The 23,309-nt window shown below is 65.2% G+C and carries 24 protein-coding genes; 8 read left to right on the forward strand and 16 right to left on the reverse strand.

Going from position 1 to position 23,309, the window contains the following annotated elements; translation table 11 throughout:
- Nucleotide 1: 1 nt before the first annotated feature.
- From gspL to gspE, 8 genes are read right to left on the reverse strand one after another with little or no spacing between them, the layout of a single operon-like run.
- Nucleotides 2-1,141, reverse strand: a complete 1,140-nt coding sequence (gene gspL, locus PVE35_RS17230; RefSeq protein ID WP_277372489.1) for a type II secretion system protein GspL — start codon at nt 1,139-1,141, stop codon at nt 2-4.
- On the reverse strand, nt 1,138-2,109 hold the full coding sequence (gene gspK / locus PVE35_RS17235; protein ID WP_268178326.1) for a type II secretion system minor pseudopilin GspK: 972 nt from the start codon (nt 2,107-2,109) through the stop codon (nt 1,138-1,140). Before gspK ends, gspL begins: the two co-directional genes overlap by 4 nt.
- Nucleotides 2,106-2,753: a type II secretion system minor pseudopilin GspJ gene (gene gspJ, locus PVE35_RS17240; protein ID WP_277374902.1), complete on the reverse strand. Its 648-nt coding sequence runs from the start codon at nt 2,751-2,753 to the stop codon at nt 2,106-2,108. Before gspJ ends, gspK begins: the two co-directional genes overlap by 4 nt.
- A 14-nt stretch (nt 2,754-2,767) precedes the next feature.
- Nucleotides 2,768-3,154 carry a type II secretion system minor pseudopilin GspI gene (gspI, locus tag PVE35_RS17245; protein ID WP_268178327.1) on the reverse strand — a complete coding sequence of 129 codons (387 nt, stop codon included), beginning with the start codon at nt 3,152-3,154 and terminating at the stop codon, nt 2,768-2,770.
- The gene (gene gspH / locus PVE35_RS17250) at nt 3,151-3,693 is read right to left on the reverse strand and encodes a type II secretion system minor pseudopilin GspH (protein ID WP_277372490.1); all 543 of its coding nucleotides are present in this window, start codon (nt 3,691-3,693) and stop codon (nt 3,151-3,153) included. Before gspH ends, gspI begins: the two co-directional genes overlap by 4 nt.
- A 7-nt stretch (nt 3,694-3,700) precedes the next feature.
- Nucleotides 3,701-4,090 carry a type II secretion system major pseudopilin GspG gene (gene gspG, locus PVE35_RS17255; RefSeq protein ID WP_277374903.1) on the reverse strand — a complete coding sequence of 130 codons (390 nt, stop codon included), beginning with the start codon at nt 4,088-4,090 and terminating at the stop codon, nt 3,701-3,703.
- A gap of 43 nt (nt 4,091-4,133) precedes the next feature.
- Complete coding sequence (xcpS, locus tag PVE35_RS17260) at nt 4,134-5,351, reverse strand: GspF family T2SS innner membrane protein variant XcpS (protein ID WP_277372491.1); 1,218 nt, start codon at nt 5,349-5,351, stop codon at nt 4,134-4,136.
- A complete protein-coding gene (gene gspE / locus PVE35_RS17265; RefSeq protein ID WP_277372492.1) occupies nt 5,352-6,839 on the reverse strand; it encodes a type II secretion system ATPase GspE in 1,488 nt (495 codons plus the stop codon). It abuts the gene before it with no gap.
- A gap of 417 nt (nt 6,840-7,256) precedes the next feature.
- On the opposite strand from gspE, the gene PVE35_RS17270 reads away from it, so the two are divergent.
- From PVE35_RS17270 to PVE35_RS17285, 4 genes are all read left to right on the forward strand, one after another.
- The gene (locus PVE35_RS17270; protein WP_268178331.1) at nt 7,257-7,892 is read left to right on the forward strand and encodes a type II secretion system protein N; all 636 of its coding nucleotides are present in this window, start codon (nt 7,257-7,259) and stop codon (nt 7,890-7,892) included.
- Between the two features lie 4 nt (nt 7,893-7,896).
- Nucleotides 7,897-9,843, forward strand: a complete 1,947-nt coding sequence (gene gspD, locus PVE35_RS17275; RefSeq protein ID WP_277372493.1) for a type II secretion system secretin GspD — start codon at nt 7,897-7,899, stop codon at nt 9,841-9,843.
- A 49-nt stretch (nt 9,844-9,892) separates the two neighbouring features.
- Nucleotides 9,893-10,702: an AraC family transcriptional regulator gene (locus PVE35_RS17280; RefSeq protein WP_268178333.1), complete on the forward strand. Its 810-nt coding sequence runs from the start codon at nt 9,893-9,895 to the stop codon at nt 10,700-10,702.
- Between the two features lie 64 nt (nt 10,703-10,766).
- Nucleotides 10,767-11,153 carry a cupin domain-containing protein gene (locus PVE35_RS17285; protein ID WP_268178334.1) on the forward strand — a complete coding sequence of 129 codons (387 nt, stop codon included), beginning with the start codon at nt 10,767-10,769 and terminating at the stop codon, nt 11,151-11,153.
- Between the two features lie 109 nt (nt 11,154-11,262).
- On the opposite strand, the gene PVE35_RS17290 is transcribed toward PVE35_RS17285, so the two are convergent.
- Nucleotides 11,263-11,574 (reverse strand): hypothetical protein, encoded by a 312-nt coding sequence (locus PVE35_RS17290; protein WP_268178335.1) that lies wholly within the window; start codon nt 11,572-11,574, stop codon nt 11,263-11,265.
- 138 nt (nt 11,575-11,712) lie between these two features.
- Between PVE35_RS17290 and PVE35_RS17295 the strand changes: the two genes are divergently transcribed.
- Nucleotides 11,713-12,216 (forward strand): helix-turn-helix domain-containing protein, encoded by a 504-nt coding sequence (locus PVE35_RS17295; protein ID WP_268178336.1) that lies wholly within the window; start codon nt 11,713-11,715, stop codon nt 12,214-12,216.
- 4 nt (nt 12,217-12,220) lie between these two features.
- On the opposite strand, the gene PVE35_RS17300 is transcribed toward PVE35_RS17295, so the two are convergent.
- Nucleotides 12,221-12,985, reverse strand: a complete 765-nt coding sequence (locus PVE35_RS17300; protein ID WP_268178337.1) for a transporter substrate-binding domain-containing protein — start codon at nt 12,983-12,985, stop codon at nt 12,221-12,223.
- Nucleotides 12,986-13,168: 183 nt separating this feature from the next.
- On the opposite strand from PVE35_RS17300, the gene PVE35_RS17305 reads away from it, so the two are divergent.
- From PVE35_RS17305 to PVE35_RS17315, 3 genes are all read left to right on the forward strand, one after another.
- Entirely contained in the window at nt 13,169-14,011 is an 843-nt protein-coding gene (locus PVE35_RS17305) for an EamA family transporter (RefSeq protein WP_277372494.1), read from the forward strand.
- Between the two features lie 334 nt (nt 14,012-14,345).
- Nucleotides 14,346-16,829: a glycerol-3-phosphate 1-O-acyltransferase PlsB gene (gene plsB / locus PVE35_RS17310; protein ID WP_277372495.1), complete on the forward strand. Its 2,484-nt coding sequence runs from the start codon at nt 14,346-14,348 to the stop codon at nt 16,827-16,829.
- A 167-nt stretch (nt 16,830-16,996) separates the two neighbouring features.
- Nucleotides 16,997-17,710, forward strand: coding sequence for a serine protease (locus PVE35_RS17315; RefSeq protein ID WP_268178340.1), 714 nt, complete (start codon nt 16,997-16,999; stop codon nt 17,708-17,710).
- 162 nt (nt 17,711-17,872) lie between these two features.
- Here PVE35_RS17315 and PVE35_RS17320 read toward each other — a convergent pair whose 3' ends face one another.
- The 6 genes from PVE35_RS17320 to PVE35_RS17345 all read right to left on the reverse strand — a co-directional run bounded on the left by PVE35_RS17320 (nt 17,873) and on the right by PVE35_RS17345 (nt 23,286).
- A complete protein-coding gene (locus PVE35_RS17320; protein WP_277372496.1) occupies nt 17,873-19,480 on the reverse strand; it encodes a malate:quinone oxidoreductase in 1,608 nt (535 codons plus the stop codon).
- 181 nt (nt 19,481-19,661) lie between these two features.
- Nucleotides 19,662-20,450: an LrgB family protein gene (locus PVE35_RS17325; RefSeq protein ID WP_277372497.1), complete on the reverse strand. Its 789-nt coding sequence runs from the start codon at nt 20,448-20,450 to the stop codon at nt 19,662-19,664.
- Entirely contained in the window at nt 20,447-20,803 is a 357-nt protein-coding gene (locus tag PVE35_RS17330; protein ID WP_268178343.1) for a CidA/LrgA family protein, read from the reverse strand. The genes PVE35_RS17325 and PVE35_RS17330 overlap by 4 nt, the downstream gene beginning before the upstream one ends.
- Nucleotides 20,800-21,318: a DUF934 domain-containing protein gene (locus tag PVE35_RS17335; protein WP_277372498.1), complete on the reverse strand. Its 519-nt coding sequence runs from the start codon at nt 21,316-21,318 to the stop codon at nt 20,800-20,802. The genes PVE35_RS17330 and PVE35_RS17335 overlap by 4 nt, the downstream gene beginning before the upstream one ends.
- On the reverse strand, nt 21,315-22,982 hold the full coding sequence (locus tag PVE35_RS17340; protein WP_277372499.1) for a nitrite/sulfite reductase: 1,668 nt from the start codon (nt 22,980-22,982) through the stop codon (nt 21,315-21,317). The genes PVE35_RS17335 and PVE35_RS17340 overlap by 4 nt, the downstream gene beginning before the upstream one ends.
- Nucleotides 22,983-23,013: 31 nt before the next feature.
- Nucleotides 23,014-23,286 (reverse strand): hypothetical protein, encoded by a 273-nt coding sequence (locus tag PVE35_RS17345; protein WP_268178346.1) that lies wholly within the window; start codon nt 23,284-23,286, stop codon nt 23,014-23,016.
- Nucleotides 23,287-23,309: the final 23 nt, after the last annotated feature.

The following is a 23,309-nucleotide window of genomic DNA, read 5'->3' on the forward strand; positions in this document are numbered from 1 at the left end:
CTCATCCTCCTATCACCATGCGCGCGCTGACGCCGTCGTCCTCGCGGCTGGCCGAGCCCATCTGCACCGCGCGGCTGGTCTGTTCCAGGCGCTCACGCAGGCCCTCCAGTTCGGCGAATCCCGGCGCCTGCAGTTGCAACGCCAGGTCGCCACGGGTGGCGCTGTAGTCCACCTGCCTGACCTGTACCTGAGCCGCCCCACCCGCCTGCAAGGCGCTGGCGACGTCGCCGAGCACACCGAGCAGCGGGCTGTCACGCCCCTGCGCTTCGGCCAGGTGCTGATCGAACTGCGCACGCAGGTTGATCAGCTTGCTGTCCTGCGGGAACAGCTCGCGGTACAGCGCTTCGCTGGCATCGGCATAGGCGCCGGCCTCACGCTGCAGATACCAGCCCTGGGCCAGGTTGAAGCCCCACTGCAATAGCAGACACAAGGCCACCACGCCGCCCAGCGACTGCCAACGGCGCCAGCCGCTACCGGCCTCGCGCACGGTGAACTCACCCTGGGCCAGATCGACGCCCTGCCCCACCTGAGCCAGCCATTGAAAGGGATGCGCCAGGCGCCGCAGTTCGTCCACCGGGGCCGGAGCGCTCATGCCCTCGGGCAAATCCGCCACCTGGGGCGTCGGGCAGCGTGCGGCCAGCAGCGGCCAGTCCTCGGCCTGCAACGCCAAGCGTACCGCCGATTCGCCGCCGAGCAGCCAGCGTTCGTGCAACCAGAGCAACTGGCTGCCCTCATGCGGCAGCATATCGGCATCCATGCGAATCGCTTCGGGCGGCCGTGCGGCGCAGAGCGCCAGGCATTCGCGCAGCCAGGCGGCACGCAGGGCATAGACCCGATGACGACCATCGGCCAGGGCCTCGCCCAGCGCCAGGTGCATCGCCTCCACCTCCTCGGCCAGCAGTTCCTCCACGGCGAACGGCAGGGCCTGGCGCAACCAGCGCGCCTTCTGCGTCGGCAATTGCACCGCGCAGCAGGTCACGGCCTCCACCGGCAGCACCAGTTGCCACGGCCCGTCCAATGCCTGCAACGCGGCCTGCAGGCTCAACGCCCGGCTGCTGTCGGCGGTCACCAGTTGCACCGGCAACTCGAGGTCGAGCCCCTGACAGGCCTGGGGCGGCAGAAAGATCCATCGTTGATTCATGGTTGCGGTTCCTCGACGGGCGGCGGCGCGGCGCCGCCCTGCCCCAGATCACGGGCCAGTACGCTGACCTGGCCATCATTGCTGCGCTGCAGCAGGCTGCGCAATACCACGCGACGCTCACCGAGGCTGACCTCGCTGATCACCTCGAAATGATTGCTGCCCACCGCCACACCCTGGCCGATGCCCGTGCCCAGACCAGCCAGCATGGGCTGCGCGGTGAACGCCGCCAGGCTGGCAAAGCCCTCGCGGCCACGCGCCGCGACCAAGGCCGTCGCTGCGTTGCCATCGAGGCCATCGGCCAGGCTGGAAAGCACCAGCGCGCTGGCGGTGTTGACGTTGAGGGCCACCTCGCTCGGCAGGGCCGTGACGAAGGGCAGCAGGCGGCGATAGTCAGCCTCGTCCATCTCCAGCAGCAGGCGCAGTTCGGAGGCGTCGGTCAGGGAGCGGTTGGCGGCCCGATAAGGCGGCGTGGCCAGCAGGTATTGGTTGTCTTCGGCGCCCTGGCTTCCGAGCGGTTCGCTGTCGGCATCGAGCCAGTCGGCCAGGCGCTCGGCATAGGGTTTGTCGATCTGCAGGCGCAGCAGCAGGCGACGAAAGCGTTGCAGCGCCAGTTGATTGACCTGGCCTCGGCGCACCAGGCCATTGAGGTTGAAACGGCCACTGGGGTCGAGGATGCGCACGCGCAGTTCGCCGCCTTCGTCCAGCGGGAAGCTCATGGGCTGTGCCCAGGGCTCGCCGAGGTGATCCACCGGCAGGCGCGGATCGCCCCGGCGCAGGTCGCGTTGCAGAATCGCCTTGGCCAGGGTCTCGCCGCCCAGGGCGTACTGCCAGGCCTGGTTGACGTGCAACTGGTTGGCGCTGCTGCGGATCGATAGCTGCTGACGGGCGATCAGGCCGGCGCACACCACCGTGACCACGGCCACCACCAGCAGCACGGTAATCAGGGCCACGCCGCGCTGAAGCCTCATGGCTGCACCTGCGTGCCGGCGGGCGCCGTTTCCGGGGGCAGATCCGGCAGGCGTATCAGCCGGCGCAGCTCACCGTAGCGACGATGTTCCAGGCGCAGCTCCAGCGCGCGCGGCAGCTCGACGAGCCGCGCCTCTCCGCTGCGCTCGGGCGGCGGCCAGTCGGTCTGCCACTGCCCGTCCTTGTCGAGGTAGCGCAGGCTCAGGCTGGTCACGCCATCGAGTGCACGCTGCACCTGCGGCAGGCTGTCCTGGGCGCGGTCGAGCACGCGCCAGTAACGCCGCTGCCATTGCTCGCCGCTCAGTTGCCAGCGCACCCGCTGCAGCTCGGCGCGTGGCTGGCCGAGCGGGTTGCGCCAGCCGGCGCGGGTCAGCTCCAGCGCCGAGGCATCGTTCAGATCACTGTGCAGGGCCGGTTGTGCATCGCCGAAGCCGTCGCGAATGGGGCGCACCGCCACTTGCCGCACATCGCGCTCGAAAGCGGAAATGGCGCGGGTCAGTTCGCGCAACTGGCGTTCGTGCTCACGGGTGACGGCATCGGCGCTGAGCACGCTGTCGAGCATGCGGTAAGTGGCCAGCCCCAGCAGGGCGAAGATGGCAATGGCGATCAGCAACTCCAGCAGGGTGAAGCCGCGTTGCAGTGAAATCGTAGGGAGACGGATCACTGCGGCGTCTCCAGGAAGCCGCTGAGGCTGACCACCGCGCGCTCGCGCAGGTCGCCGCTGGCGCTGCGCTGCTCGGGCGCCACCCACAGGGTCACGCGGCGCATGGCCGGCTCGCTGGTGGCCTCGATCTCGCTCTGCCACACCCAACGGCGCCCGGCGAACTCCACCTGGCCCTGATCACGACCATCGGCGGGCGGTGTGTCGGCCAGTTGCAGCTCGGTCAAGCGGTTGTCGGCCACCCACATGGCCAGGGTCTTGTCCTCCAGTTGGCCAGCGGTGCGCACGCTGCGGGCGCTGGCCGTCAGCACGCTGGCGGCGACCAGGGCGAAGATGGCCAGGGCCACCAGCACTTCGAGCAGGGTAAAGCCGCGTGCTGATTTCATCCGCTGCGCCCCGTGCCCAGCTCCTCGACACGCGGCAGGCCGAAGCCATCGCTGGACAGTTGCAGGCGCAGGCCATCACGCCGGCGTTCGCCCAGGCGCAGCCGGAAAGGGGTCAGCTCGCCGCTGGAGAGAATCAGCAGTTGCGGGTTATCGGCGCTGGCCTTGGCCGGCAGGCTCGCGGCCTGGTCGGCATCTTCGCCCTCCACCTCGAGCGTCAGCTCGGCCCAGCCAGGCAGACGATGGGCCTGCTCATCCAACGCCTGCCACTCGGCACGTTGCGGGTCGTAGCGCAGCACCCGGTAGCCTTCGCGGGTGAAACTCAGCCCGTACTCACGGTTGTCCAGCACCGCTTCGTCGGTCAGTACGCCGATCAGCCCGCTGAGGCGCTCGGCCTCGCTACGCAGCTCGCGTGCCGGGCCGGCAATGCCGGTACTGAGCACCGCCAGGCCGATCAAGCAACCGAGGATGACCAGCACCACCAGCAGCTCGATCAGGGTGAAGCCGCGCTGGCCAAAATGTGTAGGGGCGAGCGACGGCATGATCGGGTCAGAGGTCCCAGTTGCCGATGTCGGCGTTCAGGTCGCTACCGCCCTGCTTGCCGTCGGCGCCGAGGGAATAGAGGTCGAAGGCGCCGCCCTTGGTACCGGGTGCCAGGTACTGGTAGGGGTTGCCCCAGGGGTCGATGGGCAGGCGTTTGAGGTAACCGTCCTTGTTCCAGTTCTTCGCCGGCGGGTTGCCACCCGGCTTGCTTACCAGCGCCTCCAGGCCCTGCTGGGTACTGGGGTAGTTGTGGTTGTCGAGCTTGTACATGTCCAGCGCCGCGCCGATGGCGCGGATATCGTTCTGCGCGGCGGTGACCTTGGCCTGATCCGGCCGGCTCATCACCTGCGGCACCACCAGGGCGGCGAGGATCCCGAGGATCACCACCACCACCATGATTTCGATAAGCGTGAAACCTGCTTGTCTGCTTTTCACCTAGTTACCCCACCATTTGGTTCAAGGAAAGAATCGGCAGCAGGATGGCCAGTACGATCACCAGCACCACTGCGCCCATGAAGACCAGCATGAACGGCTCGAACAATCCGACCAGCAAGGCGATCTGTGCGCTCAGGTCGTTTTCCTGATTCTTCGCCGTGCGCGCCAGCATCTGATCCAGCTCGCCGGAGCGCTCGCCGCTGGCGATCATATGCAGCATCATCGGCGGAAACTGCCCGGTGGCCTCCAGCGAACGGGTCAGGCTGCCGCCCTCGCGCACCTTCTGCGCCGCTACCAGCACCTCGCCACGGATCACTCGGTTGGCGATCACCTCGCCGGCAATCGCCAAAGCTTCCACCAATGGCACGCCACTGCGGGTGAGAATGGCCAATGTCGAGGCGAAGCGCGCGCAATCGGTGGCGCGTCCCAGCCGCCCGATCAGCGGCAGACGCAGCAAAAAACCATGCCAGCGCAGGCGCAGCGCTTCGTCGCGCAAGGCCATGCGCAAGGCCACCACGCCGAGGCCCAGCACCAGTACCGCCAGCAGGCCCCAGGCCTTGACCCAGTCGCTCAGGGCGATCAGCCCACGGGTCAGCAGCGGCAGGGTTTGCCCGGAATCGACGAACACCTTGACCACGTCCGGCACCACGTAGCCAAGCAGAAAACCCACGATCAGCAGGGAGGCACACATCAGGATCACCGGATAGAGCAGCGCCAGTTGCACCTTCTGCCGCGACTGCTGGCGCTGTTCGGTGTAGTCGGCCAGTTGCTCCAGCACCGGGCCGAGGTGCCCGGCATGCTCGCCCGCGGCCACCGTGGCGCGGTACAGCTCGGGGAAGGCGGCGGGAAACTCCTTGAGGCTGGCGGCCAGGCTGTGGCCCTCCAGCACACGGGCGCGCACCGCCAGCAACATGCCCTGGATACGTGCATGGGTGGCTTGCGCCGCCGCGGCGCGCAGGGCTTCTTCGATGGGCAGCGCCGCCTGGATCAGGGTCGCCAGTTGCCGCGTGACCAGAGCCAGGTCGCGTGCCGACAGGCCACGGGCAAAGCCCAGGCGCGTGCCGCCACTGCTCTGCTCGCGGCTGCGCGTGGCCTTGACCTCCAGCGGTGCCAACTGCCGCTCACGCAAAAGCTGACGCACCTGGCGCGCACTGTCGGCCTCCAGCACGCCCTTCTGCTGGCGACCGCGACCGTCGAGGGCGATGTACTCGAAGGCGGCCATCTATTCTTCTCGCGTCACGCGCAGCACTTCCTCCACCGTGGTCACCCCTTCCAGCACCTTGCGCCGACCATCGTCGCGGATGCTCGGGCCCAGGGTGCGGGCGTGGCGGGTCATGTCCTGCTCGGAGGCCCGGCTGTGCACCAGGGTGCGCATGGTTTCGTCGAACACCACCAGTTCGTAGATGCCGGTACGCCCGCGATAGCCCTGCTGATGGCACTGGGCGCAACCGCGCGCATGGTACAGGGTCGGCGGCGAGTTGGCCGGCACGCCGAGCAGCACGCATTCGGTGGCATCGGCGGTATAGGCCTCCTTGCACGCCGGGCACAGCACCCGTACCAGGCGCTGGGCCAACACGCCGAGCAGGGATGAAGACAGCAAAAAGGGCTCCACGCCCATGTCCACCAGACGGGTGATGGCACCGATGGCGCTGTTGGTGTGCAGCGTCGACAGCACCAGGTGACCAGTGAGCGAGGCCTGCACGGCGATTTCGGCGGTTTCCTTGTCGCGGATCTCGCCGACCATCACCACGTCCGGATCCTGGCGCAGGATGGCGCGCAGGCCACGGGCAAAGGTCATGTCCACCTTGGCGTTGACCTGGGTCTGGCCGATGCCTTCGAGGTGGTACTCGATTGGGTCTTCGACGGTGAGGATGTTGCGCGTATGGTCATTGAGGCTGACCAGGCTGGCGTAGAGGGTGGTGGTCTTGCCCGAGCCGGTGGGGCCGGTGACCAGCAGGATGCCGTGCGGCTTGCGCACGGTTTCTTCCATCAGCGCGCGGTCTTCACTGCGCATGCCCAGGTGTTGCAGCGACAGGCGCCCGGCCTGCTTGTCGAGCAGACGCAGCACCACCCGCTCGCCATTGGCCGAAGGCAGCGTGGAAACACGGATGTCCACCTCGCGCCCGCCCACCTTGAGGGAAATGCGCCCGTCTTGCGGCACGCGCTTCTCAGCGATGTCCAGGCGCGCCATCACCTTCACCCGCGACACCAGCAAGGCGGCCAGCTCACGCTTGGGTTCGAGCACTTCACGCAGGATGCCGTCGACGCGAAAGCGCACCACCAGGCGTTTCTCGAAGGTTTCCAGGTGGATGTCGGAAGCGTTTTCCTTGATCGCCTCGCCGAGGATGGCGTTGATCAGGCGGATGATCGGCGCGTCGTCTTCCTGCTCCAGCAGGTCTTCGGTTTCCGGCACCTGCTCGGCCAGCGAGGCCAGGTCGAAACTGCCGCCGATGTCCTCGGCCAGTTGCATGGAGGCCGAATCATGCTGGTAGGCAGCGCCCAGTGCCTGGGCGAACTCGCTGGCCCCGAACGCCTGCAAAGGTAAGCTACGCCCAGCGAAGCGCTGCGCCTCGGCCAGGGCTGCCAGCTCGCAGTCGGCGCGGTGGATCAGGCAGACGCGCCCCTCGTGCAGGCCGAATACCACGCCATGGCGTTTGGCAAAACTGAAGGGCAAGCGGCGCAATGGCGTTTCCGGCAGCGAAGCATTCATGCAGCGAACCTTGAATCTGAACCTGATGCCTGGAGTCTCGCAGCCTAATGCGACAACTGATACACAGAGTTGTCACCCAAGTCCGGCAGCATCGAAGGGTTCAACGCGCCGCACATGTGCTGGCCAGGGTTTCTTGTGGTAATGATGCAGCCATCTTTAACACATTGCCGAGAGCCATTCACCCACCTAACAGGCTGTTGAAAAACTACCTGCGTTGGCAATACTGCGTTAAAAACAGCCTCAAAATGCTCATTTACAGCGCGTAAACTGCGCTTTTTCGGCTGTTTTTGCCTTGTCTTGCCTGCCTCGCTTACGTTTTTCAACGGCCTGTTAACTCAGGGGATACCAAGCGGGTTCAGGCTGCTATGATCGGCCCGCGCCGTCTCCAAGAAGAACTAGAACGCCGTTTCCGGAGTGATGCATTTGCCCGTTCACCTGCGCTTGAAGGACAGAGCCCCAACCCTGATTGGCGCCTCGCTGCTGATCATCATGAGTCTCGCCCTCGCCTGGCAGAGCGCCGACCTGCTGCGCCTGGTGCGTGGCCCGTTGCCCACTGCCAGCAGCGCCAGCAACAGCGCCCCGACACCGACCACCAGCGCCCCCATCGCCCAGCTCTTCGGCACGGCGCAACGGCCCGAGAGTGGCCCGCCGCCAGCCACCAACCTGCAACTGACCCTGCTCGGCAGCTTCGTGCACAGCGACCCGCAACGCTCCAGCGCGCTGATCCAGCGCCAGGGCCAGCCGGCGCAGCTTTATCGCCTGGGCAGCGAAGTGGACAACGGCGTACGCCTCGACGCGGTCTACGCCGACCATGTTGAGCTGCTGCGCAACGGCCGCCGCGAAAGCCTAGGTTTCCCTCGTCCCAGCAGCAGCTCGTACAGTGTTCCGGCCATGCCCGACGCGACCACCGACAGCACCCTCGACCAGCTCGAGCAACTGCAGCAGGACAACAGCGAAGAACTGCGCCAGCGCATGCAGGCGTTGCGTGAACAAATGGAAGCCGGTGCCGTCGAGCCGGAAAACCCCACCGATCAGCCCCAGGAAAGCGACTGAACCGATGCATGCCCTCCGTAGCCGATTGACCTTCGCCCTGCTCCTGGCCAGTCTCGCCAGCGCCCCTCTGCCGCTGTACGCCGAAATAACCCCGGCCGCCGGTGGCAACCAGCAGCAAGAAAGCTGGACCATCAACCTCAAGGGCGCGGACATCCGCGAGTTCATCGACCAGATCGCCGCCATCACCGGGCAGACCTTCGTCGTCGACCCCCGGGTCAAGGGCCAGGTCACCGTGGTATCCAGCACGCCGCTGGGGCTGTCCGAGGTCTACCAGCTCTTCCTCTCGGTGATGGCCACCCATGGCTTCAGCGTGATGACCCAGGGCGACCAGGCGCGCATCGTGCCCAATGCCGAGGCCAAGGCCGAAGCCGACAGCAGCCGCCCCGCCCCGGATCGCCTGGAGACCCGCCTGATCCAGGCGCAGCAGACGCCGGTGGCCGAACTCATACCGCTGATTCGCCCGCTGGTGCCGCAGTACGGCCACCTGGCCGCCGTCACCTCGGCCAACGCCCTGATCATCAGCGACCGCAGCGCCAACATTGCGCGCATCGAAGAGCTGGTGCGCCAGCTCGACCACAGCGGCGCCCAGGACTTCACCGTGGTCACCCTGCAGAACGCCTGGGTGATGGACGCCGCCGAGGTGCTCAACAACAGCATCGCCCGCGGTCAGGCCAAGGGCACCAGCGCCACCCAGGTGGTGGCCGACGCCCGCACCAATCGCCTGATCCTGCTCGGCCCACCGGAAGCCCGCGCCAAGCTGGCCGACCTGGCCCGCTCGCTGGACGGCCCCAGCAGCCGCTCGGCCAATACCCGAGTCATCCGCCTGCGCCACAACGACGCCAAATCCCTGGCCGAAACCCTCGGGGAAATCTCCGAAGGCCTGAAGAACCAACAAGGCAGCGATGCCACCAGCAAACCGGCGAATATCCTCATCCGCGCCGACGAGAGCCTCAACGCCCTGGTGCTGCTGGCCGAACCGGACATGGTGGCCACCCTCGAAGACATCGTGCGCCAGCTCGACGTACCCCGCGCCCAGGTGATGGTCGAGGCGGCCATCGTCGAGATTTCCGGCGACATCACCGACGCCCTCGGCGTGCAGTGGGCGGTGGATGGTCGCAGCGGCAGCGGCGGCCGTGGCAGCCTCGGCGGCGTCAACTTCGGCGGCACCGGGCTGTCGGTCGGCACCGTGCTGCAAATCCTGCAGAGCGGCGAAATCCCCGACAACACCAGCCTGCCCGATGGCGCCATCATCGGCGTCGGCAGCGACCGCTTCGGCGCGCTGATCACCGCGCTGTCGGCCAACAGCAAGAGCAACCTGCTGTCCACGCCGAGCCTGCTGACCCTGGACAACCAGAAGGCGGAAATCCTCGTGGGGCAGAACGTGCCCTTCCAGACCGGCTCCTACACCACCGATGCCGCCGGCTCCAGCAACCCCTTCACCACCATCGAGCGCAAGGATATCGGCGTCACCCTCAAGGTCACCCCGCACATCAACGAAGGCGCCACCCTGCGCCTGGAAATCGAGCAGGAAATCTCCTCCATCGCCCCCAGCACCGGGCTCAACGCCCAGGCGGTGGATCTGGTGACCAACAAGCGCTCGATCAAGAGCACCATCCTCGCCGACGATGGCCAGGTGATCGTGCTCGGCGGGCTGATCCAGGACGACGTCACCCAGGCTGTGTCCAAGGTGCCGCTGCTGGGTGACATTCCCCTGATCGGTGGGCTGTTCCGCTCTACCCGCGACTCGCACATCAAACGCAACCTGATGGTCTTCCTGCGGCCCACCGTGGTGCGCGACGGCGCCGGCCTGGCGGCGCTTTCCGGCAAGAAATACGGCGACATCCGCATTCTCGGCAATGGCGGCGGGCAAGACAGCCCGAGCATCCTGCCGCGTAACCCGACGCAACTCTTCGACGGTCAGGGCACACCGGCGGTGGATTTGCGCCAGTGAGGGCAAACGGCTTGCGAGTGCGCCAGCACGACCTGCAAAGCGTGTTTGCGTGAGCCGGCGCAGCAACGCCAGTGACTGGGTGCGGCACAGCAACCTGCCAGGCAGGATAGAGCGTATCGAGGCCTACTTCAGCGGCCACGGCTACGATCCGCACCGACATGACACCTACGCCATAGGCCGCACCCTCTCCGGCGTGCAGAGCTTTCGCTACTGTCGCTCGATGCGCCACAGCCTGCCCGGCAGCACACTGGTGCTGCACCCCGATGAATTGCATGACGGCATGGCCGGCACCGACGCAGGCTTTCGCTATCGCATGCTGTACATCGATCCGGCATTGATTCAGCAGGTGCTCGGCGGCAAACCATTGCCTTTCGTCGAGGGCGGCATCAGCGATGACATACGCCTGCGCCAGGCCACGGAAGCCTTCATGCAAGCGATGGAGCACAGGCTCGACCCACTGGAAGAAGACGACGCCATCTACGACCTGGCCCAGGCGCTGCAGGCCGTGGCCAACTGGCGGCGTGGACGCCGGACGCCGGACTACCACGCCGCCAGCCGTGCTCGCGACTACATCCACGCGCACCTCGACAGCACCATTTCGCTGGATGATCTGGAGCATGCCTGTGGCCAGGAGCGCTGGAGCCTGTCGCGAGACTTTCGTGCGCTGTTCGGGACCAGTCCCTATCGCTATGTGACCCTGCGTCGCCTCGACCACTGCCGAACGCTCATGCGCTCTGGAGTGAGCCTGGCCGATGCCGCCCTGATTGCCGGCTTCTTCGACCAGAGCCATATGACGCGCCACTTCATGCGCAGCTTCGGCCTACCTCCGGCACGCTGGCTAGCCATGCTGAAGCGGTAGGATCGTACAAGACGCCGCCATCGCACCTCGTTAGTCTGAAGAAAACCACAACGAGGATCCCCCGATGTCTCACCCCGTCGATAACCGTGCTACTGGCGCGATCAACCTTCAGCAGAAGCTCTCACTCATCCGCGAACACTGGTCGCCTCGGGTGGTAGCGGAAATGAACGACTACCAGTTCAAGGTGGTGCGCGTCGAAGGCGACTTCGTCTGGCATTCCCATGCCGACACCGACGAAGCCTTTCTGGTGCTCGAAGGACAACTACGTATCGATTTTCGCGACGGCCATGTCGTTCTGCAGGCTGGCGAACTCTACGTGGTGCCCAAGGGAGTCGAGCACAAACCTTATGCGGCCGAGGAAGTGAAGATGATGCTCATCGAACCCCGTGGGGTTCTGAATACGGGCAACGAAGGCGGCGAACTTACGGCGGAAAATGACCGTTGGATCTGAACGAGCCGCCCTGGGCCATCCCTGCTGCATTCCGCACTGTGCCCAAACGACCAGATAGCCACTCCATTCCGGGCGCCTTACGGCGCCCTGCTCTCATCCGGCCCGACGCTCAGGGCCGCACTGCGTAGCGATTCTCCTGAGCGACTTGCGCCAGCCCCCGCTCGACCCTTTCCAAGCCTTCGCTGGCCTGGCTGGCGCCGAGTGCCTGAGCGTGCAGAAACCAGCTATGGGCATACTCCAGGGCCACGATGCGCTGCGTATTGTCACTGGCCTGGGCCAGGTAGCAGTTGCCTGCAGCGAGCGCAATCTGTGCCGTGATCGAGCCGGGCTCCAGCTCATTGGTGAGGCAGGTTTGCAAAGGGGCGGCATGGGCCGTCGTTACAACGATGAAGGCCGTTACGGCCAGAAAATGCTTGATCATGAGCGGAACCTCGGTCGGACTGGATTTAAAGGTTCTATAAAAGAACCATGCAAGCCAAACATTAGGTGCTATCATGAAACCTGTCAACCGCTTTCTCGCCAGGCACTGAAAAGGCCTGCATACCCGGAGACCTTCATAGTGGAACGAGTCACCTTCGAGGATCGCAATTGCTCTATCGCCCGCTCGGTGGACGTGCTGGGCGACTGGTGGAATCTGATGATCGTGCGCGAGCTGTTCTGGGGGACGAACAAGTTCGATGACTTCCAGCGCAACCTGGATATCTCCAAAGGCATCCTGTCCAAGCGCCTCAAGTCGCTGCAGGAGTACGGCATCGTCGTGAAGAACGCCGTCGGTGCCGGCACCGAATACGCCTTGACCGACAAGGGCCGGGCCCTGCACGTCATCATCATTGCCATGCTGCAGTGGGGCGATGAGTGGAACCCGCTGCCCGAAGGATCGCCGGTGCTTCTCGTCAATCGCCGCACGGGGGCACCACTCGCTCCCGTGCAACTGCGTGATGTCGACGACCGGCCGGTCGGCCTGAAGGATCTCGGGCTGCTGCCCGGGCCAGGTGCGGACGCGACGACCCGCGCGCGCCTGGATCAGCTACGCCAGGCTTCGCCAGCCAAGGCAGACACTTGAAACACTAGGGCGCTGCATGATCGCTACCCTGCGCCGGCAGATAGCGCTGCACGATGCGCTCCAGCTCGCCCGAGCGGCGCAGTTGGTTCAGCGCGTCGGCCCAGGCAGCGACCAGGGCGTCGTCGCTGTCGTGGCTGAAGGCGATGTACAGGGGGGCGCGAAACAGTTCGAGGGGGATGCGCCGCAGCGTACCGGGCGCGATGCCCAGCTCTCGGCTGTAGTAAGCCACCCCGGCAGGGGTGTCGCCGATGATGATATCGGTGCGTCCGGCCAGCAACATGAGATAGAGCTGCATGCTGCTCGTGGCGCTCTTGTCCAGATTGCGAAACCCCAGCTCCTGCAGCAGTGCAGGCACCAAGCCGGCGTGCCGGGTGCTGATTCGCGGGGCATGCATCAATTGCTCCAGGGAGTTGATCGGCTGCGCGGTAGCGGCCAGTTGGTAAGGGTAGATGGACTCCTCCACGATGGGGCCCACCCATTTGTAGAGTTCCTCGCGCTCGGGCGTGCGGAACAGGGAATACATAATGGTGCGTGGCCGGTTACGCAGGGTGAGCGTGGCACGCATGGAGGGCATTAGCTGAATCTCGAAATCATCCCCGGTCAGCGCCATGATGGCACGCACGATATCCGTGGAAATACCGGTGAGCCGGCCGTTCTCCTGATAGTTGTAGGGTGCCCACTCATCCATGACGACCCGATAGGGCTCGGCAGCGAAAGCGGAGCCGAGAGCTAGGTAGAGCAACGCTGTGGTGATGATCCTGTGCTTCACGTAGTCAGCCTGGAGCCTTGAGGAGGGCGAAGAGCTCGACTAAGCATAGCCGTTGCTTGGCCACCAGCCTGACCCAATGCAGCGAATCTGCCAAGGGATCAAGGCTCTGGCCTGGGTTTCGTGCGCGCAGCCGCAAAAGACAGTAGCCTGGCGCGCTCGCCCGCATCGTCATAGAGGCCAACCTTGGACACTCCGGTATTTCTCGCCGTCATCGCCGCAGCCGCCCTGCATGCCGGCTGGAACGCCCTGCTCAAGATCGGCCTGGATCGTTTCCTCAGCGCCACCCTGATCCAGATAGGTGCCGGCCTGGTGGCACTCTGCGCCCTGCCCTGGGTAGCAGTTCCACAGAGTTCGGCCTGGTTCTGGATCGGGCTTTCGGCGCTGCTGCACATCGGCTACAACGTCTTTCTTGCCCGCGCCTACCAGTACGGCGACCTCGGCCAGGTCTACCCCATCGCTCGCGGCAGCTCGCCCTTGATGGTCGCCCTGCTCTCGCTGCTGTTGCTGCATGACGACCTCAGCCCATGGCAACTGTGCGGTTTGCTGATACTGGTGATGGGCATCTGGCTGATGGCGTTGCGCGGCGGGCAACACAAGGCGCCACAAGCGGCGATGCTGTTCTGCACCCTGATGACGGCACTGTTCATCGCCGGTTACACCCTGAGCGACGCCATGGGCGCCCGCGCCAATGGCGATGCGCTGAGCTATTCGCTGTGGCTGTTCGCCGTCAACGGCGTGGTAATGGCGCTGGTGTTGGCCATCAGCCGCGGGCCGCGCGCCTTTCTGCAACTGGGACCACACTGGCGCGGCGGGTTGGCCGGTGGGGCGATGTCGATGACGGCCTACAGCATCGTCATCTGGGCCATGACCCAGGCGCCGGTGGCACTGGTCTCCGCCTTGCGCGAAACCAGTGTGCTGTTCGCCGTGCTGCTGGGGGTGGTGCTGCTCAAGGAAACCCTACGCCCCATTCGCCTGCTGGCCTGCGCGGTGATCATCGTTGGGGTGGTGGTGATGAAACTGGCGTAAGGCCGCCGCCTTCCCCGGATTACATCCAGGCTACGGACAGGCAGGGGCAATCACCCGGTCAGGCGGCGATTCGTTGCATCGGGTCGGCCTGATTCGGCATTCGGTTCGGGAACCCAACACCTAGTTTGCCGTTCTGTTGATCAACGGGTGCTGAGCCATCGCGCGTTTTTCCGTCATCTGTCTTGTGTATGCTGGCCAGGCTGAACGCACGGACGCGAGCGTTTTTGGTGACTTGCCAAAATCGTTCCCGACGATTTTTTGCCCGTCTGCCGTGGCTTGCGGCACACTAGCGCCCTTCCCGAGCATGCGCTCGTTTAATCGTTCAAGAGCCCGTATGACCCGTTCCCCCTTCCGCCGCATGGCCTTCAGCGCGTTGCGCCGCCTGCTGTACCTCTGGGTACGCTCGGAAACCATCAACCAGTCCGCCTTCACCCTCAAGCTCGACCGCAGCAAGCCGGTGTTCTACGTGCTGCAGCAGCCCTCGGTGAGCGACCTGGCGGTGCTCGATCGCGAATGCACCAAGGCTGGCCTGCCACGCCCGGTGCTACCGCTGGCGGTGGGGGAACACATCGAGCCGGCGGCCTTCTTCTACCTGACCCCGGAGCCGGACTGGTTCGGCCGCCAGGACAAGCGCGGCATCTCGCCGACCTTGGCACGGGTGGTCGCCGCCCTCGCCCGACATGACGTGGATGACGCGCAGATCGTGCCGGTCAGTGTGTTCTGGGGGCAGTCGCCGGATCGCGAAACCAGCGCCTGGAAGCTGCTGTTCGCCGATAGCTGGGCCGTCACCGGGCGCCTGCGCCGCCTGGTGAGCATTCTGATTCTCGGGCGCAAGACCCGCGTGCAGTTCTCCAGCCCCATCCACCTGCGTGAACTGGTCGAGCAGGACAAGGGCCACGAGCGCACCCTGCGCATGGTGCACCGCATCCTGCGCGTGCACTTTCGCAACCAGAAGGCCGCGGTAATCGGCCCGGACGTGTCGCACCGGCGCAACCTGGTCAAAGGCCTGGTGCACGACCCGATGGTGCGCCAGGCGATTGCCGAGGAAGCCGAACGCGAGAAGATCAGCCTGGAGAAGGCCGAAGCCCAGGCACTGCGCTATGGCAACGAGATCGCCTCGGACTACACCTACACGGTAATCCGCTTCCTTGAGCTGGTGCTTTCCTGGTTCTGGAACAAGATCTACGACGGCATCAAGGTGCATAACGTCGAAGGCGTGCGTGACATCGCCCAGGGCCACGAAGTGATCTACGTGCCCTGCCATCGCAGCCACATCGACTACCTGCTGCTGTCCTACCTGCTGTTCCGCAACGGCCTGACGCCACCGCACATCGCCGCCGGCATCAACCTCAACATGCCGGTGATCGGTGGCCTGCTGCGCCGTGGCGGTGCCTTCTTCATGCGCCGCACCTTCAAGGGCAACCCGCTGTATACGGCGGTGTTCAACGAATACCTGCACACCCTGTTCAGCAAGGGCTTCCCGGTGGAGTACTTCGTCGAGGGTGGCCGCTCGCGCACCGGGCGCATGCTGCGGCCGAAGACCGGCATGCTGGCCATCACCCTGCGCAGTTTCCTGCGCAGCCACCGCCTGCCCATCGTCTTCGTGCCGGTATACATCGGCTACGAACGCGTGCTGGAAGGCCGCACCTACCTGGGCGAACTTCGTGGCGCGAGCAAGAAGAAGGAGTCGATCTTCGACCTGTTCAAGGTGCTCGGCGCGCTCAAGCAGCGCTTCGGCCAGGTTTCGGTGAACTTCGGCGAGCCGATCAAGCTGGCCGAGTTTCTCGACCAGCAGCAGCCCGGCTGGCGCCAGCAGGAGCTGGGCCCGCAGTATCGCCCAGCCTGGCTCAACGACACCACCAACCGTCTGGGTGAGCGCGTGGCGCGTCACCTCAACGAAGCGGCGTCGATCAACCCGGTCAACCTGGTGGCCTTGGCCCTGCTGTCCACCAGCAAGCTGGCCCTGGACGACCGCGCCCTGGCCCGTGTGCTCGACCTGTACCTGGCGCTGCTGCGTGCCGTGCCCTACTCGCCGCACACCACCCTGCCTGAGGGTGACGGCGCGGCGCTGATCGAGCACGTCAAGGACATGGACCTGCTGGCCGAGCAGAAGGACGCGCTGGGCAAGATTCTCTATCTGGACGAGCAGAATGCCGTCCTGATGACCTACTACCGCAACAACGTGCTGCATATCTTCGCCCTGCCGGCGCTGCTGGCCAGTTTCTTCCAGAGCAGCGCACGGATCAGCCGCGAACAGATCCTGCGCTACGCCGGCGCGTTGTACCCCTATCTGCAGTCCGAGTTGTTCATCCGCTGGGAGCAGAGCGAGCTGGAAGGCGTGATCGACCAGTGGCTGGCGGCCTTCGTCGAACAGGGTCTGCTCAAGGTCGAGGGCGACGTGTACGTGCGCCCGGCGCCCAGCTCGCGCCAGTTCGTGCTGCTGACCCTGCTGTCGCGTTCGGTGGCGCAGACCCTGCAGCGCTTCTACATGGCCATCGCCCTGCTGCTCAACGCCGGGCAGAACGCGATCAGCGCCGAAGAGCTGGAAGACCTGTGTACGGTCATGGCTCAGCGCCTGTCCATTCTGCATGGCCTGAACGCGCCGGAGTTCTTCGACAAGAGCCTGTTCCGCCACTTCATCCAGAGCCTGCTGGATCAGGGCGTGCTGCGTCAGGACGAAGCCGGCAAGCTCAGCCATCATCCGCTGCTCAGCGAACTGGCCGAAGGCGCCGCCAAACGCGTGTTGCCGGCGGAGATTCGCCTGTCGATCCGCCAGGTGGCGCTGGATCGCAACGAGGACGAGCCGACACCACCGTAATGTGTGTAGGGTGTGCTGTGCGCACCTTCAAATCACCGTAGCCCCGGTGCGCACGGCGCACCTTACCGAACTACTGGCCAAGGTGCGCGCAGCGCACCCTACGGAACGAACCCCTGCCATGTTTGGCGGTCAGCCATTAAGCCACTCCCGGCAGGAGGCCATTGCCCATGATCGACTCCCTGATGCTCAGCGCGGCGCGTATCACCACCCTGGCGGGTGGGCAGGTTCTGACCAACGCCAGTGGCTTCTTCTTCCAGCGCGATGGCCGCCTGTACCTGGTGACCAGTCGCCATGTCGTGCTCGATGAGCCTAGCGGCCACCACCCGGACAGCCTGTGCATCGAGTTGCATACCGATGCCGACAACCTGGCCAGCACCGCCGATTTCGGCATCCCCCTGTACAACGGCGATCAGCGCCAATGGCGCCAGGCCATCGATAGCGCCGGGGAGATCGATGTGGCGGTGATCGAACTGCAGCAACCCGCCCTGCCGCCGGGCAGCCTGTACCAGGCCTTCACCCCGCAGCATCTGTTGCAGGCCGATGAGTCCGTGGAGATTGGCTCGACGCTGCTGGTGGTGGGCTTCCCCCTGGGTTTCCAGGACACTCTGCACCGCATGCCGGTGGCGCGCCACGCCGGGTTGGCCTCATCGTTCGGCCTGCGCTTTCATGGCCTTGGCTACTTCCTCACCGATGGCCGCACCCATCGTGGCCTCAGCGGCGCCCCGGTGGTCAAGCGCGCCAGCGTCGATGGCGAACTGCCCTGGCATCTGCTGGGTATCCACTCCACCCGCCTGCTGGGCAATCGTGACGAGGAACAAGACGAAGCCCTGGGCCTGAACTGCACCTGGTACGCCGATATTCTGATGACCCTGACCGAGTGAATGCCTGGGGGGATCACCGCCCCGATCGCCGGCAAGCCGGCTCCCACAGAAAACGCCATGCCCCCGCTTGCGGGCGATCCCCCGTCCTGGCCCGGATGCGGCGCCCAAAAAAACCCGCCATGCGCATAACGCAGGGCGGGTTCTTGCAAAGCACTTTATGCCTTACAGGGTCACGGCTTTCGGCTCAGGCTCGGCGACCACGTCTACGTCCGGGGCCACTTCGACATGCAGCAGGCCAAGACGCTCGCTGCTCCACTGGCGGATGCGGTTGGTCAGTTCCAGGTCATCGTTGAGCTTCTGCCCATAGGACGGAATGATCTCCTTCAAGCGCGCCTGCCACTCGGGGGTCGCGACCTTGTCGGCGAAGGCCTTCTCGATCAGGTGCAGCATGATCGGTGCGGCGGTGGAGGCACCCGGCGAAGCGCCCAGCAGCGCGCTGATGCTGCCGTCGGCGGAGGTCACCACCTCGGTGCCGAACTGCAGCACGCCACCCTTCTCGGCGTCTTTCTTGATGATCTGCACGCGCTGTCCGGCATTGATCAGTTCCCAATCCTCGTCACGCGCCTGCGGGAAGTATTCGCGCAGGGAGGCCATGCGCTCTTCCTGGCTCAGCATCAACTGGCCCATCAGGTAGGTGCTCAGCGACCAGTTGTCCATGCCGGCGTTGACCATCGGCAGGAAGTTGTCGGTGGTCATGGCGCTGAACATGTCCAGCAGCGAGCCGTTCTTGAGGAACTTGGTGGAGAAGGTGGCGAAGGGGCCGAACAGCAGCACGGTCTCGCCATCGATCACGCGGGTGTCCAGGTGCGGCACGGACATGGGCGGCGAGCCCACCGAGGCCTTGCCGTAGACCTTGGCCAGGTGCTGGGCGACCACGTCCTGGTTGCGGGTCATGAGGAACTGGCCACCCACCGGGAAGCCGGCGTAGCCCTCGGCTTCTTCGATGCCGGACTTCTGCAGCAGCTTGAGTGCGCCACCACCGGCGCCAATGAAGACGAAGCGCGCATTGACGCTCTGCTCGACGCCACCCTTGGCCAGGTCGGCCACGGTCACGCGCCAGGTGCCATCGGCGTTGCGCTGCAGGTCACGCACCTCGTGCTCCAGGTGCAGGCTGGCCTTGTCCTTGCCGATCAGCGAGTCGATCAACTGGCGAGTGATCTCGCCGAAGTTGACGTCGGTGCCGATGGCCATGCGCGTTGCCGCGACCTTCTGCTGCGGATCACGACCTTGCATGATCAGCGGCACCCATTGGGCGATCTGCGCGTGATCCTCGCTGAACTCCATGCCACGGAACAGGTTGCTGTGCTGCAGAGCGGCGTGGCGCTTGCGCAGGTATTCGACGTTCTCGTCGCCCCAGACGAAGCTCATGTGCGGGGCGTTGTTGATGAAGGTCTTGGGCTTGCTCAGCACGTCGCGCTCGACCTGGGTGGCCCAGAACTGCTTGGAGATCTCGAACGACTCGTTGATGGCGATGGCCTTGCTGATGTCGATACCGCCGTCGGCGGTTTCCGGCGTGTAGTTCAGCTCGCAGAACGCCGAGTGGCCGGTGCCGGCGTTGTTCCAGGCATTGGAGCTCTCACCGGCGACGCGGTCGAGACGCTCGTAGATGTCGATGCTCCAGTCGGGCTGCAGCTCGTTGAGGTAAGTGCCGAGGGTGGCGCTCATGACGCCAGCACCAATCAGTACGACGTCGACGGTTTTCTCGGGCTCCTGGGTTTTGGAGCAACCGATCACGCTGAGGCAGAGTAGCGCCAGCAGAGTTCTTTTCATGAGACAGTCCAGTGTTGACGCACGACAGTTAGCCGTGCGCGCAAGGTTTCAGGTTGTGGCGGGTAAGCCGAACAGGGCGATAGCCGTATCGCTACGGCGCGGCGGAATGTTTCCGGACCTCTTGGCGGGCCTGTTCCGATCGCGTCGCCGACTAAAGCAAATTGCGTGCCGCTGAAAGGATTTAGCTGTAACTGCGCGGCTTTCTGTCGCATACCAGGCTCAAGATCTGGCGAGAACTCGCCAGATGCCTGAGCGGCAGCCGTGACAGATGGCGGGATTCCGCCCGCTCAAGCCAGCAGTAACGGCAGGAGCAACCCGTGGCGATGCCCAGCAGGCTCATGCCCAATGCGGCGAAGGCGCCGCACTCTTCGCCTTCCTGCAGGGCGTGGGCGGTACCGATGGCATGGGCGTTGATGCCATAGCTCAAGCCACGGGCTGCCGGATGTTCGACCCCAGCCCAGCGCAACAACAGCGGCCCCATGGCCGTGCCAATCACCCCGGTGAGCATCACCATCACCGCCGCCAGCGAGGCCACACCGCCGATCTGCTCGGCCACCGGCATGGCAATCGGCATGGTCACGAACTTGGGCGCCAGGCTCATCACCACGCTCCAGTCGGCGCCCAGTGCCCAGCCAATGGCCAGGGTCAGCACCACCGACAGCACGCCACCGGCACAGAGGGTGATCAGCACCGGCCAGAACAACTGGCGAATGCGCGCGATATTGTGCTGCAGCGGCACGGCCAGGACGATGGTGGCCGGCCCCAGCAGCCAGGCGATGGGCTCGGCACCCGCGCGGTAGGTGGCGTAGTCGATGCCGCAAGCCAGCAGTGTGCTGACGATCAGCACCACGGACACCAGCACCGGTTGCAACAGCAGCCAACCGCTGCGCCGATAGAGCCAGGCAGCGATCAAAAAGGCCGCCAGGGTCAGGGCGACGGCGAACAGCGGATGCTGAGTCAGCACGCTCATCGCTTGCGCTCCTGGCGGCGGATCAGGGTTTGCAGCAACCAGCCGCAGAACGGCACGGTGATCAGCAGCGACAGCACCAGCGCCGTGGCGATCACCGGCAGTTCGGCGAGCAGCAGATCACCGCTGGTCATGATCCCCGAGGCCGGCACGGCCAGCAGCAGCGGCAGAAATGGCAGCAAGCCCCCTGCGGCCTGCTGCAGCGGCTCGGGCACGCTGCCGCGCCACATCAGCCACACCGACAGCAGCAACAGACCAATGATCGCCGCTGGCAGCATGGGCAACAGCCAGTGATTGAGCACGACACCGGCGAGCTGCAGCAGCACCAGCCAGAACAGGCCGCGCAGCAGCGTCATAACGACTCCTCCTTGAGCCGTCCGCGCCGGAACAAGGGGCGCGGTTCGATTGCCGAGCGACCGTAGAGCACGCTCAGGCCTGCCAACCCCTTGAGTGCATCCTCCACCGATTTGTCGGCGCGCACGGCAAAGGCATCGAAGCCGCACTGGCGCATGTGCGCCAACTGGTCACGCAGCACGTCACCCACCGCGCGCAACTCGCCGCGCCAGCCCAGGCGGGTGCGCAGCAGGTAAGCCTGGCTGTAGCCACGGCCGTCGCGGAAGCTGGGAAAGTCGATGGCGATCAGCGGCAGGCTGGCGAGAAACGGCTGCAGCACTTGCGGCTCGTCATCCACCTGCAGCAGCAGGCCGTCGGAGCTCATCGCCCTGCCCTCCAGCACCTCGGCCGATTGCCGTTCGCGCCAGGCGGCCAGCGGCAGGATCAGCGACGCGCCGCTCTCTTCGCCCAGCAGTTTCCAGGGGTCGTCGCTGACGATGCAGGCCTGGCCGTCGATCAGGCGTATCAGGTTGTTCATGCCACCTCCTCGCGGCTGTACACGCGCTCCTTGAACGGCTCCAGGCCGATGCGCTGGAAGGTGTCGAGAAAGCCCTCGCCCACCTCGCGATAGTCCACGTACGTACCCACGATGCGCTCGATCACCTCGGGCACCTGCTCGGCGGCGAACGACGGGCCGATTACCTTGCCCAGCGCCGCCTGCTGGCCCTGGCTGCCGCCGAGGGTGAGTTGGTACCACTCGCTGCCGTTCTTGTCGACGCCGAGGATGCCGATGTTGCCGATATGGTGGTGGCCACAGGCGTTCATGCAGCCGGAGATGTTCAGGCTCAGCTCGCCCAGGTCATGCAGGTAGTCGAGGTCGTCGAAACGCTGCTGAATGGCCTGGGCAATGGGGATCGACTTGGCGTTGGCCAACGAGCAGAAGTCGCCCCCCGGGCAGGCGATGATGTCGGTGAGCAAACCGGCGTTGGCGCTGCCCAGTCCAGCGGCCTGGGCCTCCAGCCACAGCGCATGCAGATCGGCCTTGCGTACATCGGGCAGCACCAGATTCTGCTCATGAGCCACGCGGATCTCGCCAAAACCATAGCGCTCGCTCCACTCGGCCACGGCCTGCATCTGCTCGGCGGTTACATCGCCAGGCGGCGCGCTGATGCCGGGCTTGGTCGACAGCACCACGCTGACGTAACCCGGCACCTGGTGCGCCATGACATTGCGCGCGACCCAGCGGGCGAAACCGGCGTCACGCGCCAGGTGGGTGCCGAAGTCCAGATCGGTCTGCGCCAGCGACGCATAGGCAGGCCGACGGAAGGAAGCGGCAACACGCTGATACTCGTCCTCGGTCAACTGCGCCGGGCCGTCCTTGATCATCTGCCACTCACGCTCCACCTCGGCGGCGAAGGCCTCGATGCCGAGGGCCTTGACCAGAATCTTGATGCGCGCCTTGTACTTGTTGTCGCGCCGGCCGTGGCGGTTGTACACGCGCAGGATGGCCTCGACGTACGACAGCAGGTCGCGCCAGGACAGGCCCTCACGCAGTTGCTGAGCGATGATCGGCGTACGTCCCAGACCGCCGCCGACCAAGACGCGCAGCAGCAGCTCGCCGGCAGCGTCGCGATAGACCTGCAAGCCGATATCGTGCACCTGCACCGCGGCGCGATCCTGCTCGGCGGCGCACAGGGCGATCTTGAACTTGCGTGGCAGGAAGAGGAATTCCGGGTTGACCGTCGACCACTGGCGCAGAATCTCGGCCAGCGGGCGCGGGTCGAGGTACTCGTCTGCGGCGACGCCGGCGAAGGCCTCGGTGGTGATGTTGCGCACGCAGTTGCCAGAAGTCTGAATGGCGTGCATGTCGTGGTCGGCCAGCCAGTCGAGGATGTCCGCCACGCGCTCCAGCTCGATCCAGTTGAACTGGATGTTCTGCCGCGTGGTGAAGTGGCCGTAACCGCGGTCGTATTCACGGGCGATATGCGCCAGCGCACGCATCTGCTTGGCCGACAGGGTGCCGTAGGGGATGGCCACGCGCAGCATGTAGGCATGCTTTTGCAGGTACAGGCCGTTCTGCAGGCGCAGCGGCAGGAACTCCTCCTCGCTCAGCTCGTCAGCCAGGCGCCGCTGTACCTGGTCGCGGAACTGGGCCACGCGCTCGCGCACCAGCGCGCGGTCATAATCGTCGTATTGGTACATGCAGGCATGCCTCCTGATCACGGGGCGTCGACTATGCCTGCCAGGCGTGCACTGAAAACAGCGCCAGAAAAGCCTTAAAAAAGCGGATCAGATGGGTGCGGTAGTGACCAGCACAGGTCACTGATTGGCGTGGCGCGATGTCGCAGGGCGACCTCTGTATTGTCAGCCAGCAAAGCTGCAGACGCCAGAAATGGCGCGGGCTGGTGACCTGCCAGGCACTTTTCCCTGCTTTCGACGCCAGCATCTGATCCGCTTTTTTATCGAAAACCTGAGTCTGTTTTGCGAACAGCCCCACTCGGATCATGCTGCCAGCCTGAATAAACGCCT

The organism is Pseudomonas sp. AA-38, assembly GCF_029457475.1.
GTDB lineage: Bacteria > Pseudomonadota > Gammaproteobacteria > Pseudomonadales > Pseudomonadaceae > Aquipseudomonas.

Bases quoted from the DNA above. Each gene is read 5' to 3' on its own strand.
- gspL (WP_277372489.1), bottom strand. From the start codon at position 1,141: ATGAATCAACGATGGATCTTTCTGCCGCCCCAGGCCTGTCAGGGGCTC.
- gspK (WP_268178326.1), bottom strand. From the start codon at position 2,109: ATGAGGCTTCAGCGCGGCGTGGCCCTGATTACCGTGCTGCTGGTGGTG.
- gspI (WP_268178327.1), bottom strand. From the start codon at position 3,154: ATGAAATCAGCACGCGGCTTTACCCTGCTCGAAGTGCTGGTGGCCCTG.
- gspH (WP_277372490.1), bottom strand. From the start codon at position 3,693: ATGCCGTCGCTCGCCCCTACACATTTTGGCCAGCGCGGCTTCACCCTG.
- gspG (WP_277374903.1), bottom strand. From the start codon at position 4,090: ATGGTGGTGGTGGTGATCCTCGGGATCCTCGCCGCCCTGGTGGTGCCG.
- xcpS (WP_277372491.1), bottom strand. From the start codon at position 5,351: ATGGCCGCCTTCGAGTACATCGCCCTCGACGGTCGCGGTCGCCAGCAG.
- gspE (WP_277372492.1), bottom strand. From the start codon at position 6,839: ATGAATGCTTCGCTGCCGGAAACGCCATTGCGCCGCTTGCCCTTCAGT.
- PVE35_RS17270 (WP_268178331.1), top strand. From the start codon at position 7,257: ATGCATTTGCCCGTTCACCTGCGCTTGAAGGACAGAGCCCCAACCCTG.
- gspD (WP_277372493.1), top strand. From the start codon at position 7,897: ATGCATGCCCTCCGTAGCCGATTGACCTTCGCCCTGCTCCTGGCCAGT.
- PVE35_RS17285 (WP_268178334.1), top strand. From the start codon at position 10,767: ATGTCTCACCCCGTCGATAACCGTGCTACTGGCGCGATCAACCTTCAG.
- PVE35_RS17290 (WP_268178335.1), bottom strand. From the start codon at position 11,574: ATGATCAAGCATTTTCTGGCCGTAACGGCCTTCATCGTTGTAACGACG.
- plsB (WP_277372495.1), top strand. From the start codon at position 14,346: ATGACCCGTTCCCCCTTCCGCCGCATGGCCTTCAGCGCGTTGCGCCGC.
- PVE35_RS17315 (WP_268178340.1), top strand. From the start codon at position 16,997: ATGATCGACTCCCTGATGCTCAGCGCGGCGCGTATCACCACCCTGGCG.
- PVE35_RS17320 (WP_277372496.1), bottom strand. From the start codon at position 19,480: ATGAAAAGAACTCTGCTGGCGCTACTCTGCCTCAGCGTGATCGGTTGC.
- PVE35_RS17325 (WP_277372497.1), bottom strand. From the start codon at position 20,450: ATGAGCGTGCTGACTCAGCATCCGCTGTTCGCCGTCGCCCTGACCCTG.
- PVE35_RS17330 (WP_268178343.1), bottom strand. From the start codon at position 20,803: ATGACGCTGCTGCGCGGCCTGTTCTGGCTGGTGCTGCTGCAGCTCGCC.
- PVE35_RS17335 (WP_277372498.1), bottom strand. From the start codon at position 21,318: ATGAACAACCTGATACGCCTGATCGACGGCCAGGCCTGCATCGTCAGC.
- PVE35_RS17340 (WP_277372499.1), bottom strand. From the start codon at position 22,982: ATGTACCAATACGACGATTATGACCGCGCGCTGGTGCGCGAGCGCGTG.
- PVE35_RS17345 (WP_268178346.1), bottom strand. From the start codon at position 23,286: ATGATCCGAGTGGGGCTGTTCGCAAAACAGACTCAGGTTTTCGATAAA.